This is a genomic window from Streptomyces longispororuber (assembly GCF_024448165.1).
In the GTDB taxonomy this organism is placed as follows: domain Bacteria; phylum Actinomycetota; class Actinomycetes; order Streptomycetales; family Streptomycetaceae; genus Streptomyces; species Streptomyces longispororuber_A.
The window spans coordinates 1-18,206 of the sequence record NZ_JAMOLN010000205.1; the positions used below are offsets into that span (position 1 = coordinate 1).

Below are 18,206 nucleotides of genomic sequence, written 5' to 3' on the forward strand. Positions count from 1 at the left end.
TGACGTCCTTGGCGACCGCCTCGATGAGGTGCCAGGCCGCGCCGTGGAAGCCGCCCGTCACATAGCGGTCGGCTTCTCCGGTGAGGCGGTCGATGCCCTCGGAGATGTCCCGGTCGGACGTCTCCACCAGGCCGTCCGTGAAGAGCATCAGGACGTCACCGGGCCGCAGCGTGCCCTTCGTCGCGTCGAACTCCGCCCCGTCGTACACCCCGAGGAGCGGACCCTCCGCGGCCTTCTCCTCCCAGCGGCCCGTGCCCGCGCTGAGCTGGAGGCCCGGCGGGTGGCCCGCCGAGTAGAGCTCGTAGTCGCCCGATTCGAGGTCGAGGACGAGGTGGATCGAGGTCGCGAAGCCCTCGTCCCAGTCCTGGCGGAGGAGGTAGCCGTTGGCCGCCGGGAGGAAGGCGTGCGGGGGCAGGGAACCCAGGAGGCCGCTGAAGGCGCCCGCCAGGAGCAGCGCCCGGGACGCGGCGTCCATGCCCTTGCCGGAGACGTCGGTGAGGACGACCTCCAGCGTGCGGCCGTTGTTCGTCCGGGCCGCCACCACGAAGTCACCCGAGAACGACTGGCCGCCCGCCGGACGCAGCGCCATCTCGCGGTGCCAGCCCTGCGGCAGCTTGGGCAGCCGGCTCTGGGTGCGGATGCGTTCGCGCAGGTCGAAGAGCATCGTGCCGCCGCGCCGCCAGGGCACGCCGACGCGGCTGCGGAACTGGGCGATGAGCAGCCCGAAGAAACCGCAGGCCGCGACCGTGAGGACGGTGCCGGGGGTGACCGCGGCCGCGCGCTCCGAGTACGGGCCGAGCTGGACCGACTCCACGATCAGCGCCGCGGCGGCCGCCGCGTACAGACCGAGCAGGCTGGCGGGGCGCAGCAGCAGGCCGCCCGCGACGATCGGCAGGACCAGCACCGCGGGCGAGCACCAGACCGGGTTGAGGATCGTGGCGCAGGCGATCAGCGGGATCGTGATCAGCAGTCCGGCGAGCGCGATCCAGTCCGAACCGTCGCCGCGGAAGTAGTCGACCCCGGATCTGCGCACGGCGGTGCGGACCCGGTGCATCCGCATCTTCAACCGGGCCGGGAACGTCTCGGCTTCGGCGCGCTGTTCGCGCCCGCGCCGCTCTCGTCGTACCGCCATTGCTCGTGGACCTTATCCGTGAGGCCTGGACCTGTGCACGGGAGGTCCCACTTGTCCCCCTTTCCGGGCACGTTCCCCGCCCGGTAAATCCCTCGCTCGCGGCCTGCTCGCCCTGGTAGGGATGGGCGTATGACGAAAGACCTGCACGACCTGCACGTGCTGCGCCGTGAAGAGTGGGACCGCTGGTACGGGAGGCTGGAGCTGGCCTTCGGCGGGGTTCCCGAGGCGCCGCAGGAGCGGCGGCTGTGGGACGACCTGACGGAGCTCGACCGGTCGATCGGCGTGTGGGACGGCGACGAGTGCGTGGGCACCGCGGGCGCCTTCTCGTTCCGGGTGTCGGTGCCGGGCGGCGCGTTCGTGGACGCCGCCGGGGTGACCATGGTGAGTGTCGCCGCGACCCACCGCAGGCGCGGCATCCTCACGTCGATGATGCGCCGCCAGCTCGACGACGTCCGGGCCTGGGGCGAGCCGCTCGCGGTCCTCACCGCGTCCGAGCCCGCGATCTACGGCCGGTTCGGCTACGGCATCGCGACCCGGCAGCTGGCGCTGGCCATCGACTCGACGAAGGTGCGGATCGACGCGCCGGCCGGCACCGACGACGTGCGGCTGCGGATCGTGGACGCGGCCGAGGCCGCCGAGCGCTGCGAGGCCGTGCACCTGCGCACGGTCGGCACCCGCCCGGGGATGCTCGCCCGCAAGCCGGGCTGGGAGCGGCTGCCGCTGCTCGACCCGGAGCAGGACCGCGGCGGCGCGTCCCCGCTGCAGTGCGTGGTCGCGGAGCGGGCCGGGGAGACGGTCGGTTTCGCCCGGTTCCACAACAAGCCGGAGTCGGAGTTCGCGGTGGCGCACGGCCGGATCCAGGCCCGCGAGGTCACCGCCCTCGACCCGGCGGCGTACGCGGCGCTGTGGCGGTTCCTGTGCGACATCGACCTGACGGAGACGGTGGAGGCGCGCAACCGTCCGGTGGACGATCCGCTGCTCTCCCTCGTTTCCGACGTTCGGCGGTGCGGGGTGCGCGTGCGCGACTCGATGCACGTACGGCTGGTGGAGGTGGGTGCCGCCCTCGAAGCGCGTACGTATCTCACCCCGGTCGACGTCGTGTTCGACGTCGAGGACTCCTTCTGCCCCTGGAACGAGGGGCGTTGGCGGCTCGTCGGCGACGCGAAGGGCGCGTCGTGCAAGCGGACCGAGGAGCCGGCCGATCTCGCCCTGTCCGTACGGGAGTTGGGCGCGGCCTATCTCGGTGACGTGTCGCTCACCGAGCTGGCCGGGGCGGGCCGGGTGCGGGAGTTGCGGCAGGGGGCGCTCGGCGAGGCGGCGGTGGCCTTCGGCTCACCGGTCGCGCCGTGGCTGCAGCACGGGTTCTAAGCGGGTCGGGGGAAGTTGGTGTGGGCGGGCTGGCAGGTCGGGCACCAGAACAGGTTCCGGGCCGCCAGTTCCGCCGTGCGGATCTCGGTGCCGCACAGGTGGCACGGCTGGGGTGCGCGCCGGTACACGTAGACCTCGCCGCCGTGGTCGTCGACGCGGGGCGGGCGGTTCATCGCCTCGGGGGTGTGCTCGGGGCGGACCGTGTCGATGCGGTTGGCGCGCACGCCGTCCCGCATCAGCGCCACCAAGTCGTCCCAGACCGCGGCCAGTCGGTCGGGGTCGAGGTTCCGGCCCGGGGTGTACGGGTCGATGTGGTGGCGGAAGAGGACCTCGGCCCGGTAGACGTTGCCGACGCCCGCGATGACCTTCTGGTCCATGAGGAGCGCGGCGATCGTCGTACGGCTGCGGGCGATGCGCGCGTACGCCTTGGCCGGGTCGTCGGCGGGGCGCAGCGGGTCCGGGCCCAGGCGGTCGTGTATCGCCTGCTTCTCGGCGTCGGTGATCAGGGCGCAGGTGGTGGGGCCGCGGAGGTCCGAGTAGGCCTGCTCGTGGAGGAGGCGCAGGCGGACGGTGTCCGTGGGGGGCGGGGCCGGGGTGTCGCCGATGGCGTACTTGCCGAAGAGCCCGAGGTGGATGTGGATCCAGGCGTCGTCGTCCTCGAAGCCGAGGAAGAGGTGTTTGCCGTGGGCTTCCGTGCGGGTCAGTTCCTGGCCGGTGAGGAGCGCTGCCGCGTCGGAGAACTTGCCCTGGGGGCTGGTCACCTTGGTCCTGCGGCCCTGGAATCGGGCGGCGTGGTCCTGGGCTAGGCGGTGGATCGTGTGGCCCTCGGGCACGGCCGTCGCTCTCCTCGGGTTCGTGGGGGTTGCCGTCCTGGGGCTCCGCCCCGGACCCCGCTCCTCGATCGCCGGAGGGGCTTGAATGGTCAAGCCCCTCCGGAAAGGCTCAGCCCTGCTGCGGGTGGTGGGCCGGGATGGGCGGGAGGTCGCCCGTCGTCTCGTACGCGGAGAGCATGTCGATGCGGCGCTGGTGGCGCTCCTCGTTCGAGTACGGCGTCGACAGGAAGATCTCGACGAACTTCGTCGCCTCGTCCTGCGTGTGCATGCGGCCGCCGATGGAGATCACGTTCGCGTCGTTGTGCTCGCGGCCGAGGGCGGCGGTCTGCTCGCTCCAGGCGAGGGCCGCACGGACGCCCTTGACCTTGTTCGCGGCGATCTGCTCGCCGTTGCCCGAGCCGCCGATCACGATGCCGAGCGACTCCGGGTCCGCCGCCGTCTTCTCCGCGGCGCGGAGGCAGAACGGGGGGTAGTCGTCGAGGGCGTCGTAGATGTGGGGCCCGCAGTCGACGGGCTCGTGGCCGTGGGCCTTGAGCCATTCGACGAGGTGGTTCTTGAGTTCGTAGCCGGCATGATCCGAGCCGAGGTACACGCGCATGGGTCCGAGTGTGGCACGCCGCGGGCCGGGTAGCCGCGTCCGGGGGCAGAACCATGGTCATCCGGATGTGAGCCCGACGTAAGGAAGGCAACAATCCGGATTCAGGTCTTCCGCTCCGCGCCTCTCTGCGCTTTGAATGCCAGGGCTCGTACCCCGAGAACCTAAGGATCCGTTCATGACCTCGCAGTCATCCCTTGCGACGGAAGACACATCGCCCGTAGACCCCCATGGGGTCCAGGGCGGGCCGGACGGTGGCGACGGCCTGAAGGCAGGGCTCAAGAACCGTCATCTGTCGATGATCGCCATCGGTGGTGTCATCGGCGCCGGTCTGTTCGTCGGATCCGGTTCCGGCATCGCGGCGGCCGGCCCCGCCATCCTCATCTCGTACGCCCTCGTCGGCGCCATGGTCGTCCTCGTGATGCGGATGCTCGGCGAGATGGCCGCGGCCCGGCCCTCCTCCGGCTCCTTCTCCGCCTACGCCGACCAGGCCCTCGGGCGCTGGGCCGGGTTCTCCATCGGCTGGCTGTACTGGTTCTTCTGGGTCGTGGTGCTCGCCGTGGAGGCGACGGCCGGGGCCAAGATCCTCAACGGCTGGATACCGGGCGTCCCCCAGTGGGGCTGGGCGCTGATCGTGATGGTCGTGCTCACCGCCGTGAACCTGGCGGCCGTGGGCTCGTACGGCGAGTTCGAGTTCTGGTTCGCCGGGATCAAGGTCGTCGCCATCGGCGCGTTCGTGATCGTCGGTCTGCTCGCCGTGTTCGGCGTGCTGCCGGGCTCGGACAACGCGGGCAGCGGGCTCGCCCACCTGACGGACGCCGGAGGGTTCTTCCCCAAGGGGCCCGGCGCGATCCTCACCGGTGTGCTGATGGTCGTCTTCTCCTTCATGGGCTCCGAGATCGTCACCCTCGCCGCCGGTGAGTCCGAGGACCCGCAGAAGGCCGTCACCAAGGCCACGAACTCCGTGATCTGGCGCATCGGCATCTTCTACCTGGGCTCGATCTTCGTCGTGCTCACCCTGCTGCCGTGGAACGACAAGTCGATCGTCGACGAGGGGTCCTACGTGGCCGCTCTGAACTCCATCGGCATTCCGCACGCCGGTCAGGTCATGGACGTCATCGTGCTGACCGCCGTCCTGTCCTGCCTGAACTCGGGCCTGTACACCGCCTCCCGCATGGCGTTCTCGCTCGGCCAGCGGGGCGACGCCCCCAAGGCGTTCGCGAAGACCACCAGCCGCGGCGTGCCGCGGACCGCGATCCTCGGCTCCGTCGTCTTCGGCTTCCTCGCCGTGTGGTTCAACTACCAGTGGCCGGACACCGTCTTCACCTTCCTGCTCAACTCCTCCGGCGCCGTCGCCCTGTTCGTGTGGCTGGTCATCTGCTTCACGCAGCTGAAGATGCGCGGCATCATCCTGCGCGAGCAGCCGGAGAAGCTCGTCGTGAAGATGTGGCTGTTCCCGTACCTGACGTGGGCGACGATCGCCGCGATCTCGTTCGTGCTCGTCTACATGCTGACGGACGACGCCGGGCGCGAGCAGGTGCTCCTGTCGCTGCTCGTGGCCGCGTTCGTGGTCGGGTTCTCGCTGGTCCGTGAGCGGATCCAGCGCGGCAAGGACCTCAGCAAGGTCTGACCGGTCCCGTCAGTTCCCGGAGGGGCCGGGCGTCAGGACGGTGAAGGTCCTCTTCACCCGCTCGTACGTCTGTTTCGCCCGCCCCTCCGCGCCCAGCTGGTACCAGGTGCTGATCTGGTACGACTGGGCTCCCTGTTCGAAGGCCAGCTGCTCGGCGTGCCAGCGCCTGCCGTCGAGCGTGAACAGGTACTCCCACACCACGGCGGGGTGTCCGCGGAACGTCGTGCGGCCCAGGCGGATCTTCTCGTACGCCTGGCCCTGGTGGGCGCTGCGCTCCGACTTCTGCCACGTCGCCAGCAGGTCGTCCTTGGCCAGCGCGGACTGCGCCGCCAGCTCCTGCGTGCCGTCGGGTGACGTGTAGTGCACCTCGGCCGCCGTCTTGACCGCCCGCTTCCAGCCGCTGGGCGGCACCCACGCGTAGTCGATCTCGCGCCGCGATCCCGGCGGCAGCGACGGGCCGGTGGTCGGCGGGCGCGAGGTGCCCTCGACCGTGGGCGGCCGCGAGGTGACCGTCGGTCCGCCGCCCGCCTGCGCCCCGCCACCGGACGAGCCGTCGCCGGGCAGGGTCAGGACGAGCGCGGCCGCGGCGCCCGCGAGCAGCACTCCCCCGGCGGCGATCAGGGTGACGCGGCGCCGGTTCGGCCGGCCGGACGCCGGGCCCGGGGCCGGGACCGGGGCCTTCGGGGGTCCCAGGAGGTCGTCGCCCGGGGCGGGTTTCGCGCACTCCGTGGGGGCCTGCGAGGGGACCGGCGGAACCGGTGCGGGGCGGCGCAGCCCGATGTCGAGGGTGTGGGTCCTGGGACGCGGGACCGGCACCGGGTCCTGCGGCGGCGCCGGCTCGGGCCGCGGTGGCGCCAGCGCCTCGGCCACCTCGTCGAGGCCGGGCCTGTCCTGCGGCTCCTTCGCCAGGAGGCCCTCCAGGAGCGGGGTCAGCCGGCCCGCCTCGGGCGGCAGCGTGGGCTCCTCGTAGAGCACGGCGTGCAGGGTCGCGAGCGTCGTGTCGCGGCTGAACGGGGAGTGCCCGCCGAGCGCCGCGCACAGCGTCGCGCCCAGCGACCAGAGGTCGGACGGCGGACCCTGCGGGCGCCCCGAGACCCGCTCGGGCGCCATGTAGTCGGGCGAGCCGACGAGCATGCCGACCATGGTGAGCGCCTTGGTGTCCTGGATGGCGGCGATCCCGAAGTCGGTGAGGATGACGCGGCGGCGCCCGGCGCGCTCGATGAGGACGTTGCCGGGTTTGATGTCGCGGTGCAGGACGCCGCTCGCGTGCACCGGGCGCAGCGCCTCGGCGAGGCCCCGGCCGATCTCCGCGACCTCGTCGACGCCGAGCGGTCCGTCCGCCACCAGGATCTGTTCGAGGGAGCGGCCGTCGACCAGTTCCATGACGATCCACAGGCGTTCGCCCTCGTCCACGACGTCGTAGACGCGGACCACGTTCGGGTGGTCGATGCGGGCCGTCGCGCGGGCCTCGCGCAGGGTGCGCTCACGACGGGTGCGGGCGTCCTCGGGGTCGAGTCCGTCGATGCGCATCTCCTTGACGGCCACGGGCCGGTCGAGCATCTCGTCCACCGCGCGCCACACGCGTCCCATGCCGCCCTGGCCTATGTGTTCGTCCAGTCGGTAGCGCGCTGCCACCACTAATCCCCGGACGCCTCCACTCATGTTCCCAGGCAATCGACTGCACCCCCGAAACACAAAATCGACACTTCCCGCCGTCCCAGCATAGTGGGGAGAAATCTTGTGGTACCTCTTCAAGTACTGCGAATTCGGACGCAGTTGGGGGAGCGAGAAAGACCAAGGGGGACGAACATGAGTTCACGGCGTCAGGTGAAAATTGCCGGGTCGCTGCTGACCGCGACGGTAACGGCAGTAGTCATCCTGCCTTTTGCCGCTGTCGCGGACGACGGGCCTGGTCCGGGCAGCAGCGAGGGCGGAAAGGCCATGGACACCGCGCCCGCGGGCGTCAAATTGACCACGGGTCTCAGCGAGAAGATCTCCGTCGACAATTCGACCAAGGAGACGAAGAACCTTGTCGCGAGCGTGAGCAATCAGGGCACCAAGGACAGCGGGAAGATCAATCTGCTCGTCGTCGGATTCGACGGAATGACGATCAAGGACGTGCCGGGCTGCACCGCACTCGCCGGAAAGGATCTGCCGAAGGGTTCCAACAGCGCCTTCTCGTGCGGGATCGCCAATCTCGCGGCCGGAAAGTCGCAGTCGTACAAGGTCGCCGCGACCTTCGACGTCACGAAGACCGGCAAGATCTGTCTGCCGGTGCAGAGCGGGGACGGCAAGAAGACCTTCTGGCAGCAGGGCCCCGTGCCGTTCGGCAACACCAGCCCGTCGCCGAACGCGCCCGTGACCCCGCTGCTGCTCGGCACGGAGAACAAGCCGGCCGCGCCCGCGGGCGACAAGGGCGGCGGCACCGGTGACGCCGGGGACAAGGGGAACCTGCCGTCCACCGGTCCCGCCGACGAGGTGCTGCCGCTCGGCGCGGTCGGCGCCGCGCTGCTCGCCGTGGGCGGGGCGGGGCTGTGGTGGTCCAGCCGGAGGCCCGTCGCGAAGAACTGACGTGAAAAGCTGACGGAAACTGTCAGGTTATGCGGGCACAGTACGTGCCATGACTCCACAGCACGACGCGATCACACTCCGTCCGGGCGATGCCGGTTACGACGACGAACTCGCCGGTTTCCAGACCGGTTTCGCCCAGCGGCCCGACGTGGTCTTCACCGCGGCCACCGCCGACGACGTGGTGGCCGCGGTGGCGCACGCCGCGGCCGAAGGCCTCCCGGTGGCCGTCCAGGCCACCGGGCACGGCCTGCCCGACGACACCGAGGGCGGCGTCCTCATCAGCACCCGGCGGATGACCGAGGTCGTCGTGGATCCCGCGGCCCGCACCGTGCGGATCGGCGCGGGCGCCCGCTGGGGCGCCGTCGTCGAGGCCGCCGCCGAGCACGGCCTCGCCCCGCTGAACGGTTCGGCGCCGAGCGTCGGCGCCGTCGGTTACACGCTGGGCGGCGGACTCGGCATCCTGGCGCGGGAGTTCGGCTACACGGCCGACCACGTGCGCGCGGTCGACGTCGTCACGGCCGACGCCACCCTGCGGCACGTCACGCACGACAGCGACCCGGAGCTCTTCGGCGGTCTGCTCGGCGGCGGCGCCAACCTCGGCGTGGTGACCGCGATCGAGGTCGGCCTGGTGCCGGTGACCCGGCTCTACGGGGGCTCGCTCGGCCACGACGGGCGCGTGACGGACCCGGCGGACCTGGTGCGGGACTACGTCGCGTGGGCGTCGACCGTCCCCGAGACGCTGACCTCGTCGCTCGCGGCCCTCGTCTACCCGGACGTCCCGGCGATGCCGCCGCACCTGCGCGGCACGTATCTGGTGTCGGTGCGGATCGCGTTCACCGGGGACGCGGCGGAGGGCGAGCGGCTGGTGGCGCCGCTGCGGGCCGCGCTCGGCCCGGCGGTCTCGGACACCGTGCGCGAGATGCCGTACGGCGAGAGCCACACCATCCACAGCGACCCCGACTTCCCGCACGCGTACTACGGGGACAGCGTGTTCCTGGACGAGCTGGACGTCGCGGCGGTCACCGAGCTCTTCACCCTGTCGGGCCCCGCGGCCGACGGCATGCACGTCGTCCAGCTCAACCACCTGGGCGGCGCGCTCTCCCGGCCCGCGCCGAACGCGGTGCCGTACCGGGACGCGGGCTGGCTGGTGCGGATCCTGTCGCCGCTCGGCGAGGGGGGCAGGGACGCGGCGCGGGCGCATCACGCGCGGGCGTTCGCGGCCGTGGAGGGGCACGTCGTGGGCCGTTCGCTCAACTTCGCGTTCGGCGGCGGCGACCGGCCCGAGGGCCTGTACGACGCGGAGACGCGGAAGAGGCTCGCCGATCTGAAGGCCGCGTACGACCCGGCGAACCTCTTCCGGAGGAACTACAACCTGCGCTAGGACCGGACGGGCCCTGGTCGCCTACTTGTTGGCGAACTTCCAGGCGGTGGGCAGCGCGCCCATCGCCAGGACCGCCTTCAGCACGTCGCCGAGCAGGAACGGGGTCAGGCCCGCGGCGACCGCGGCCGTCAGGCTCATGCCGGTGGAGACGGCGAGGTAGGGGACGCCGACCGCGTAGACGATCGCCTCGCCGATCACCATGGTGCCCGCGGTGCGCAGCACCGAGCGGTCACCGCCGCGGCGGGCCAGCGCGCCGACGGCCGCCGAGGCCAGCATCAGGCCGATGACGTAGCCGAACGAGGGCATCGAGAAGCCGGAGGCGCCCTCGGCGAACCACGGCATGCCGGCCATGCCCGCGAGCGCGTACACGGCGAGCGCGAGGAAGCCGCGGCGGGCGCCGAGCGCGGTGCCGACGAGGAGCGCGGCGAAGGTCTGTCCGGTGACGGGGACCGGCGAGCCCGGGACGGGGACGGCGATCTGCGCGGCGATGCCGGTGAGGGCGGCGCCGCCGACGACCAGCGCGATGTCCTTGGTGCGGGAGGCGGGGATGAGGTCGGCGAGAACCTTGCCCGGGCGGGCGGCGACGGCTGCGGTGGCGGTGCTCATGGGGACTCCGCGTTCTTGAGGTCGGGCAGGGTGGGACTCCGTGACGCTATCCCAGGGGACTTGAGCCGATCACGGTCGCCGGTCGACAAAGGCTGACGCACCGGATTGGTGGGCTCCGTACAAAGGCGTTCCTGTACACCTCCTCCGAGGTGATGCTCGTCACTGAGGCCAGCGGTGGGTGGCCCCGTTTTGCACCGCGGGGCGCCCGGGCGGAACACTGTAGGTTCCCGCTAAACCCCGCACCGCCCGAGATCGGCCGAAGCCCCCCATGCACGACAGCTCCCCGCCCGGCGGTTCCCTGCCCGGCAGCCCCACGCCCGACGAACCGCTCTCCGCCGGGCTGAAGCAGCGGCACCTGACCATGCTGGGGCTCGGCGGTGTCATCGGGGCCGGGCTCTTCGTCGGTTCGGGCGCCGGCATCGCGGTCGCGGGGCCGGGGATCGTCGTCTCGTACCTGATCGCGGGCGCGCTCGCGATGTGCGTGATGCGGATGCTCGGCGAGATGTCGGCGGCGATGCCCGCGTCCGGCTCGTTCTCCGTGCACGCGGAGCGGGCGCTCGGCCGGTGGGCCGGGTTCAGCGTCGGCTGGCTCTACTGGTTCCTGCTGGTGGTCGTCCTCGCCGTGGAGGCGACGGGCGCCGCGCAGATCGCGAACGGGTGGGTGCCGGGCGTCCCCCAGTGGGCGTGGGTGCTGCTGTTCATGGTCGTGTTCACGGTGGCCAACCTGACGGCGGTGAAGAACTTCGGCGAGTTCGAGTTCTGGTTCGCGGCCCTGAAGGTCTTCGCGATCGTCGCGTTCCTCGTCCTCGGCACGCTCGCGATCTTCGGGCTCCTGCCGGCTGCGTCCGATTCCTCTGGGGACCCGGTCGGCCTCACCCATCTCACCGGCGACGGCGGCTTCCTGCCGCACGGCTGGCAGGGCGTCGTCTCCGGCGTGCTCGCGGTGATCTTCGCGTTCGGCGGTCTGGAGGTCGTCACGATCGCGGCCGCCGAGTCCGACGACCCGGTGCGCTCGGTGGCGCGGGCGGTGCGCAGCGCGGTGTTCCGGATCCTGTTCTTCTACGTCGGGTCGATGCTGGTCATCGTGACGGTGCTGCCGTGGACGGCGCAGCGGGCGGGGATCAGCCCGTACGTCACCGTGCTCGACTCGATCGGGGTGCCGTCGGCGGGCCAGATCATGAACATCGTGGTGTTCGTCGCCCTGCTGTCGGCGCTCAACGCCAATCTGTACGGCTCGTCCCGGATGGTCTTCTCGCTGGCCGAGCGCGCCGAGGCGCCGAAGGCGCTGCTGAAGGTGAGCGGGGGCGGCGTGCCGCGCCGGGCGGTCCTGGCGTCGGTGGCCTTCGGCTTCGTGTCCGTGCTGCTCAATCTGGAGTGGCCCGACTCCGTCTTCCTCTACATGCTCAACTCGGTCGGCGCGGTGCTGCTGTTCGTGTGGGCGCTGATCGCGGCGTCGCAGCTGCGGCTGCGGCGGCGGATCGAGGCGGCGGCGCCGGAGCGGCTGGTGCTGCGGATGTGGGCGTTCCCGTGGCTGACGTGGGTGGCGCTCGCGGCGATGGCGGCGGTGTTCGGGCTGATGCTGACCGACGACACGGCGCGGCCGCAGCTGCTGTGGTCGACCGGGGCGACGGCCGCGGTCCTCCTGGTCGCGGGTGTGCGGGAGTTGCGCGCTCGGCGTGCCTGAGTGTTCACCGAACGTCGACATCGCCGTCGCCACGTGTGAGCGTCGTGTCCGTATTCCGGAAACGTATTCCCTGTGAGCGGGGTGCGCCCTCAGACTGTGGGCCGTTTTACCCGGTGCTTTACCTCATGCTTACGCACCCCCGTCTCAGCTACTGAACAGGGCACTTCCATGTCTCGGACGTCAGCGCAGTCATCCGCAGAGCGTGCGGACGCGCCGCCCGTCGACCAGTCGCCGGCCGAGCCGTCGCTGTCGCACGGCCTCAAGCAGCGCCATCTGTCCATGATCGCGCTCGGCGGCGTGATCGGGGCCGGCCTCTTCGTGGGCTCCGGCACCGCGATCGCCGCGGCGGGGCCGTCGATCATCCTCGCCTACGCGATATCCGGCGCCCTCGTGATGCTCGTGATGCGCATGCTCGGCGAGATGGCGGCGGCGTACCCGGCCTCCGGCTCCTTCTCCGTGCACTCCGAGCGGGCCATCGGTCCGTGGGCCGGGTTCACGGCGGGCTGGGCGTTCTGGTTCCTGCTGTGCGTGGCCGTCGGCCTGGAGGGCATCGGTGCCGCGGGCATCGTGCACGCGTGGCTGCCGGGCGTGCCGGAGTGGGCGCTCGTCGCCCTGTTCATGCTGCTGTTCACCGGCACGAACCTCGCGGCGGTGAAGAACTTCGGCGAGTTCGAGTTCTGGTTCGCGACGCTGAAGGTCGGCGCGATCGTCCTCTTCCTCGGCATCGGCATCCTGGCGATCCTGGGCGTGCTGCCCGACGTGGACGCGCCCGGCACGTCCAACCTCACCGGCCACGGCGGCTTCATGCCCAACGGCACGGAGGGCCTGATCGTCGGTCTGCTCGCGTCGGTCTTCGCGTACGGCGGTCTGGAGACGGTGACGATCGCCGCCGCCGAGTCCGAGCACCCGGTGCAGGGCGTCGCGAAGGCGGTCCGCACGGCGATGTGGCGCATCGCGCTCTTCTACGTCGGTTCGATGGCGGTCGTCGTGGTCCTGCTGCCGTGGACGGCGAAGGAGATCCCCACCAAGGGCCCGTACGTCGCCACGCTCGACCACCTGGGCATCCCCGGCGCCGGCCAGATCATGAACGTGGTCGTCCTCATCGCCCTGCTCTCCGCGATGAACGCCAACATCTACGGCGCGTCCCGGATGGCCGGTTCACTGGTCGCCCGCGGCATGGGCCCGAAGGTCGTCGGCAAGATCACCGGCGGGGTGCCGCGCGTCGCGGTGCTGCTCTCGGCGGTCTTCGGCTTCGTCTGCGTGCTGCTGAGCTACTGGCGTCCGGACGACGTCTTCGCGTGGCTGCTCAACACCATCGGCGCGATCATCCTCGTCGTCTGGTTCTTCATCGCGATCTCGCAGCTGGTGCTGCGCCGCAAGCTGGAGCGCGAGGCGCCGGAGAAGCTCGTCGTGAAGATGTGGGCGTACCCCTACCTGACGATCCTGGCGCTCGTCGCGATGGTCGTCGTCTTCGTCCTGATGGCCCGTGAGCACGACACGCGCGTGCAGCTGTACTACACGGGCGGCCTGACGATCGTGCTCGCGATCGTGGGCTACGTGCGGCAGAAGGCGGCCGAGAAGAAGCAGCTCGCCTAGCCGGCCACCGCTCTCCGAAGGACCCCCGGGCCAACTGGCCCGGGGGTCCTTCGCGTTGCGGGGGGCTTCGCGTTGCGCACGACACTCCTGCTGCTAGCCTGCACTTGCGAACTACTTGCAATAAGCAGCCGGAGGACACGGACGGACATGGCCATCTACACGCTTCCTGAACTTCCGTACGACTACGCGGCGCTCGAGCCGGTCATCAACCCGCAGATCATCGAGCTGCACCACGACAAGCACCACGCGGCTTATGTGAAGGGCGCGAACGACACCCTGGAGCAGCTGGCGCAGGCCCGGGACACGGAGTCGTGGGGCGCGATCAACGGCCTGGAGAAGAACCTGGCCTTCCACCTCTCCGGCCACATCCTGCACAGCATCTACTGGCACAACATGAACAGCCCCAAGGACGGTGGCGGCGGCGAGCCGCTGGCCGCCGACGGGGTCGGCGACCTCGCGGACGCCATCACCGAGTCCTTCGGCTCCTTCGCCAAGTTCAAGGCCCAGCTGACGAAGGCGTCGGCGACGACGCAGGGCTCCGGCTGGGGCGTCCTCGCGTACGAGCTGCTGAGCGGGCGGCTCATCGTCGAGCAGGTCTACGACCACCAGGGCAACGTCGGGCAGGGCTCGACGCCGGTCCTGGTCTTCGACGCGTGGGAGCACGCCTTCTACCTGCAGTACAAGAACCAGAAGGTCGACTTCATCGAGGCCATGTGGCAGGTCGTCAACTGGCAGGACGTGGCGAAGCGGTACGCCGCCGCGAAGGAGCGGACGAACAGCCTGCTGCTCACCCCGTGAGCCCTGTGAGCCCTGTGACGCTCTGAAGCGTCCCGCCTCGTGATCGTCTTCTCAGCCTTCGCGCGGGCGGGCGGAAGAAGGACGGACCCCCGTGAGGACGTGACTCACGGGGGTCTGTCGGTATGCGGGGTTCCGGGGGATGGTGACCACATCGGCTTCGGCCTTCCCGAAGAGCTCGGCCGGCCCCGGAGGGGGTAGGTGTCATGCCCGGAACCCGGACCATGCAATGCGAGAGCTGCAAACGGCGCGAGCCGCACCGCAAGCTGACCAAGGACGAGCAGCAGGGCCTGAAGAGGACCGGGGAGAAGCACCCCGACACCTTCTGGGTCTGCACCGGGCCCCTCGACGGCGGGGAGTGCCGAACACTGCGCACGGGCTTCAACAGCATGCCGTTCGGCCCTCCCCCGCGAAAACTCGCCTGAGCCGGGACGCCTACTCGAAGATCGGGCCCTGCGTACGCGTGCGCTTGATCTCGTAGAAACCGGGGACCGAGGCGACCAGGAGGGTGCCGTCCCAGAGCTTGGCCGCCTCCTCGCCCTTCGGGGCCGGGGTGACGACCGGGCCGAAGAAGGCGATCTGGTTGCCGTCGGCGCCCGGGACCGCGATGACCGGCGTGCCGACGTCCTGGCCCACCTTGTCGATTCCCTCCTTGTGGGAGGCGCGCAGCTCGGGCTCGTACTTCGTGCCGTCCCAGTGGTCGAGCAGGGACGCCGGCAGGCCCACCTCGTCCAGGGCGGCGGCGACGGCCTCCTTGGTGGGGCCCTCGCCCTGGTTGTGGACGCGGGTGCCGATGGCCGTGTACAGGTCGCCGAGCACCTCCGCGCCGTGCTCCTCCTGCGCGGCGATGACGACCCGGACCGGGCCCCACGCCTTGGTCTCCAGGAGCTCGCGGTACTCGTCGGGCAGGTCGTCGAGCTTGTCCTCGTTCAGCACGGCCAGGCTCATCAGGTGCCAGCGGACCTTGATGTCGCGGACCTTCTCGACCTCAAGGACCCAGCGCGACGTCATCCACGCCCAGGGGCAGAGCGGGTCGAACCAGAAGTCGACGGGGGTCTTCGCATCCGTAGCGGACATGGCTCTCCTCGGAAGTCACCAAGTGGTCTTGCCTGCGGCAACGCGGTCCGCGCCGAGGGCATTCCCGGATGTTCGGCGCGGGGGCCGCGTGCGAGGATCGTAGGCGTCCGGCCGGGGCCACCAGGGATCCGGAATCCGGACGGTCCCTGCGAAACGAACGTCACGAAGGAGTGTCGCCGTGCCCGGTGAGAATCTGTCCCGCGACGAGGCCCGCGAGCGGGCGGGTCTGCTGTCCGTCGACGGGTACGAGGTCGCGCTCGACCTGCGGTCGGCCGTCGGCGAGCTCGGCGGCGACGGGCCGCGCACCTTCCGCTCCGTGACGACGATCCGGTTCCGGGCGAACGAGGCGGGCGCCGCGACGTTCGTCGACCTCATCGCCCCGTCCGTGACCGCCGTGTCCCTCAACGGCGAGGACCTCGACCCGGCCGCCGTGTTCGACGGCAACCGGGTCCACCTGGAAGGCCTCGCGGAGGAGAACGAGCTGGTCGTCGACGCCCAGTGCGCCTACTCGCGCACCGGCGAGGGCATGCACCGCTTCGTCGACCCCGAGGACGGCGAGGTCTACCTCTACACCCAGTACGAGCCGGCCGACGCGCGGCGCGTCTTCGCCAACTTCGAGCAGCCCGACCTGAAGGCGCCCTACCGGTTCTCCGTGCAGGCCCCCGAGGGCTGGACCGTCTGGTCGAACGGGGTCGGTGAACTCGCCGACGGCGTCTGGCGGTTCGCGGAGACCAAGCCGATCTCCACGTACATCACCGCCGTCGTCGCCGGTCCCTACCACTACGTGACGGATTCCTACGAGCGGGTGCTCGACGACGGCTCCAAGCTCGTCGTGCCGCTGGGCGCCATGTGCCGCAAGGGTCTCGCCCCGTACTTCGACGCCGACGACGTGTTCCTGGTGACGAAGCAGGGCCTCGACTTCTTCCACGAGAACTTCGACTACCCCTACCCCTTCGGCAAGTACGACCAGGCGTTCGTGCCCGAGTACAACCTGGGCGCGATGGAGAACCCCGGACTCGTCACGTTCCGCGAGGAGTTCATCTTCCGCGGCAAGGTCACGCAGGCGTCGTACGAGCGGCGCGCGAACGTGATCCTGCACGAGATGGCCCACATGTGGTTCGGCGACCTCGTCACCATGCAGTGGTGGGACGACCTGTGGCTGAAGGAGTCGTTCGCCGACTTCATGGGGTCGTTCTCGATGGTGGAGGCGACCCGGTTCGAGAACGGCTGGATCACCTTCGCCAACAACCGCAAGTCGTGGGCGTACCGCGCGGACCAGCTGCCGAGCACGCACCCGATCACGGCCGACATCCGTGACCTGGAGGACGCCAAGCTCAACTTCGACGGCATCACGTACGCCAAGGGCGCGTCGGTGCTGAAGCAGCTGGTCGCGTACGTGGGGCGGGACGCGTTCCTGGAGGGCGCGCGCCGCTACTTCAAGCGGCACGCGTACGGGAACACGCAGCTCGGCGACCTGCTGTCGGTCCTGGAGGAGACCAGCGGCCGCGACATGACGTCGTGGTCGGCGGCGTGGCTGCAGACGGCCGGGGTCAACTCCCTGACGCCGCAGGTCACGCTGAGCGGCGAGGGGCGGATCACCGAGCTGGCCGTGGTGCAGGAGGCCGCCGCGTCGCACCCGCAGCTGCGGCCGCACCGGGTGGCCGTCGGCCTGTACCGGCGCACCCCGGACGGGGCGCTGGAGCGGTACGCGCGGGCCGAGCTCGACGTGGACGGGCCGCGCACCGTGGTCGCCGAGCTGGCCGGGGCCGAGGCGCCCGAGCTGGTGCTGGTGAACGACGACGACCTCACCTACTGCAAGATCCGCTTCGACGCGACGTCGCTCGCCACGCTGCGGGAGCGGCTCGGCGACCTGACCGACCCGCTGGCGCGCGCCCTGTGCTGGACCGCGCTGTGGAACCTGACGCGGGACGCGCTCATGCCCGCGCGGGACTTCGTGGAGCTGGTGCTGCGGTTCGCCGGGCGGGAGTCGGACATCGGCGTGCTGCAGATGCTGCACGCGTGGGCCCGGTCCGCGCTCGTGCACTACGCGGCCCCGGAGTGGCGCGAGGAGGGCGGGCGGCTGCTCGCCGAGGGCGCGCTGCGGGAGCTGCGGCTCACCGGTCCCGGCAGCCAGCACCAGCTGACGTGGGCGCGGTTCTTCGCGTCGGTGGCGTCGAGCGAGGCCGATCTGCAGCTGCTGCAGGGCCTGTTGGACGGCACCGGGAAGATCGACGGCCTTGAGGTCGACCAGGAGCTGCGGTGGGCGTTCCTCGACACGCTCGCCACGTACGGCCGCGCGGACGAGGGCGTGCTCGCGGCGGAGCTGGCCCGGGACGACACGGCGTCCGGCAAGCGGCACCAGGTGCGGTGCCTGGCCTCCCGGCCGTCGGCCGCGGTGAAGGCGCAGGCGTGGGCGCAGGTCGTGGAGTCGGACGTGCTGAGCAACGCGCTGGTGGAGGCGACGATCGCGGGGTTCGAGCAGCCGTCGCAGCGGGAGCTGACCGCGCCGTACGCGGAGAAGTACTTCGCGGCGATCGAGCGGGTGTGGGCCGACCGGTCGATCCAGATCGGGATGCACGTGGTGCGCGGGCTGTTCCCGGGGTTGCAGGACTCGCAGGAGACGCTGGACGCGACGGACGCGTGGCTGGCGGCCCACGAGGGGTCGGCTCCGGCGCTGCGCCGGCTGGTCCTCGAGGCGCGGGACGATCTGGCGCGGGCGCTGCGCGGCCAGACCTGCGACACGGCGGCCGCCGGTTAGCCGGTCCGGGCGGGGCCCCGCACCCGGGGCCCCGGGCTCGTTCTGGTGGTGTTACCGAATGCGGGCACGCGGAGCCGTAACCCCCTGGGTCGTCTGGGCTTTTCGGCAGGTTGGGGGTTTGGCTTTAGGACGAGCTTGTCCGGTTTTGTCGACGGGACTGTAACAGCGGTTAGCGGGGGT

Annotated in this window: 15 protein-coding genes; 9 read left to right on the forward strand and 6 right to left on the reverse strand. The window is 70.9% G+C overall.

Annotated elements, in window-relative coordinates:
• On the reverse strand, window positions 1–1,132 hold a 1,132-nt coding region (locus M4J07_RS38545), incomplete at its 3' end, for a PP2C family protein-serine/threonine phosphatase (RefSeq protein ID WP_255980125.1).
• Window positions 1,133–1,261: 129 nt separating this feature from the next.
• Between M4J07_RS38545 and M4J07_RS38550 the strand changes: the two genes are divergently transcribed.
• Window positions 1,262–2,500: a GNAT family N-acetyltransferase gene (locus M4J07_RS38550; protein WP_255980127.1), complete on the forward strand. Its 1,239-nt coding sequence runs from the start codon at window positions 1,262–1,264 to the stop codon at window positions 2,498–2,500.
• On the opposite strand, the gene M4J07_RS38555 is transcribed toward M4J07_RS38550, so the two are convergent.
• Both M4J07_RS38555 and M4J07_RS38560 read right to left on the reverse strand, forming a co-directional pair.
• Window positions 2,497–3,333, reverse strand: coding sequence for an Fpg/Nei family DNA glycosylase (locus M4J07_RS38555; RefSeq protein ID WP_255980129.1), 837 nt, complete (start codon window positions 3,331–3,333; stop codon window positions 2,497–2,499). The genes M4J07_RS38550 and M4J07_RS38555 overlap by 4 nt on opposite strands.
• Window positions 3,334–3,442: 109 nt before the next feature.
• Entirely contained in the window at window positions 3,443–3,931 is a 489-nt protein-coding gene (locus M4J07_RS38560) for a ribose-5-phosphate isomerase (RefSeq protein WP_255980131.1), read from the reverse strand.
• A gap of 175 nt (window positions 3,932–4,106) precedes the next feature.
• Here M4J07_RS38560 and M4J07_RS38565 point away from each other — a divergent pair, with 175 nt between their 5' ends.
• Window positions 4,107–5,558: an amino acid permease gene (locus M4J07_RS38565; protein ID WP_255980133.1), complete on the forward strand. Its 1,452-nt coding sequence runs from the start codon at window positions 4,107–4,109 to the stop codon at window positions 5,556–5,558.
• A 9-nt stretch (window positions 5,559–5,567) separates the two neighbouring features.
• Here the strand turns inward: M4J07_RS38565 and M4J07_RS38570 are convergent, their stop codons facing one another.
• The gene (locus M4J07_RS38570) at window positions 5,568–7,193 is read right to left on the reverse strand and encodes a serine/threonine-protein kinase (RefSeq protein ID WP_374215163.1); all 1,626 of its coding nucleotides are present in this window, start codon (window positions 7,191–7,193) and stop codon (window positions 5,568–5,570) included.
• 174 nt (window positions 7,194–7,367) lie between these two features.
• Here M4J07_RS38570 and M4J07_RS38575 point away from each other — a divergent pair, with 174 nt between their 5' ends.
• Together M4J07_RS38575 and M4J07_RS38580 are read left to right on the forward strand one after the other, a co-directional pair.
• Entirely contained in the window at window positions 7,368–8,129 is a 762-nt protein-coding gene (locus tag M4J07_RS38575) for a hypothetical protein (protein ID WP_255980137.1), read from the forward strand.
• Window positions 8,130–8,178: 49 nt separating this feature from the next.
• Window positions 8,179–9,510 (forward strand): FAD-binding oxidoreductase, encoded by a 1,332-nt coding sequence (locus M4J07_RS38580; protein ID WP_255980139.1) that lies wholly within the window; start codon window positions 8,179–8,181, stop codon window positions 9,508–9,510.
• A 21-nt stretch (window positions 9,511–9,531) separates the two neighbouring features.
• Here M4J07_RS38580 and M4J07_RS38585 read toward each other — a convergent pair whose 3' ends face one another.
• Window positions 9,532–10,116, reverse strand: a complete 585-nt coding sequence (locus M4J07_RS38585) for a biotin transporter BioY (RefSeq protein WP_255980141.1) — start codon at window positions 10,114–10,116, stop codon at window positions 9,532–9,534.
• A 268-nt stretch (window positions 10,117–10,384) separates the two neighbouring features.
• Here M4J07_RS38585 and M4J07_RS38590 point away from each other — a divergent pair, with 268 nt between their 5' ends.
• The 4 genes from M4J07_RS38590 to M4J07_RS38605 all read left to right on the forward strand — a co-directional run bounded on the left by M4J07_RS38590 (window position 10,385) and on the right by M4J07_RS38605 (window position 14,616).
• Entirely contained in the window at window positions 10,385–11,800 is a 1,416-nt protein-coding gene (locus M4J07_RS38590; protein ID WP_255980143.1) for an amino acid permease, read from the forward strand.
• Between the two features lie 168 nt (window positions 11,801–11,968).
• Window positions 11,969–13,396 (forward strand): amino acid permease, encoded by a 1,428-nt coding sequence (locus tag M4J07_RS38595; RefSeq protein WP_255980145.1) that lies wholly within the window; start codon window positions 11,969–11,971, stop codon window positions 13,394–13,396.
• Window positions 13,397–13,543: 147 nt separating this feature from the next.
• The gene (locus M4J07_RS38600) at window positions 13,544–14,194 is read left to right on the forward strand and encodes a superoxide dismutase (RefSeq protein WP_255980147.1); all 651 of its coding nucleotides are present in this window, start codon (window positions 13,544–13,546) and stop codon (window positions 14,192–14,194) included.
• Window positions 14,195–14,397: 203 nt separating this feature from the next.
• On the forward strand, window positions 14,398–14,616 hold the full coding sequence (locus M4J07_RS38605; RefSeq protein ID WP_255980149.1) for a hypothetical protein: 219 nt from the start codon (window positions 14,398–14,400) through the stop codon (window positions 14,614–14,616).
• 10 nt (window positions 14,617–14,626) lie between these two features.
• Here the strand turns inward: M4J07_RS38605 and M4J07_RS38610 are convergent, their stop codons facing one another.
• A complete protein-coding gene (locus M4J07_RS38610; RefSeq protein WP_255980151.1) occupies window positions 14,627–15,268 on the reverse strand; it encodes a mycothiol-dependent nitroreductase Rv2466c family protein in 642 nt (213 codons plus the stop codon).
• Between the two features lie 178 nt (window positions 15,269–15,446).
• Here M4J07_RS38610 and pepN point away from each other — a divergent pair, with 178 nt between their 5' ends.
• Window positions 15,447–18,026, forward strand: a complete 2,580-nt coding sequence (gene pepN, locus M4J07_RS38615) for an aminopeptidase N (protein ID WP_255980153.1) — start codon at window positions 15,447–15,449, stop codon at window positions 18,024–18,026.
• Window positions 18,027–18,206 lie beyond the last annotated feature (180 nt).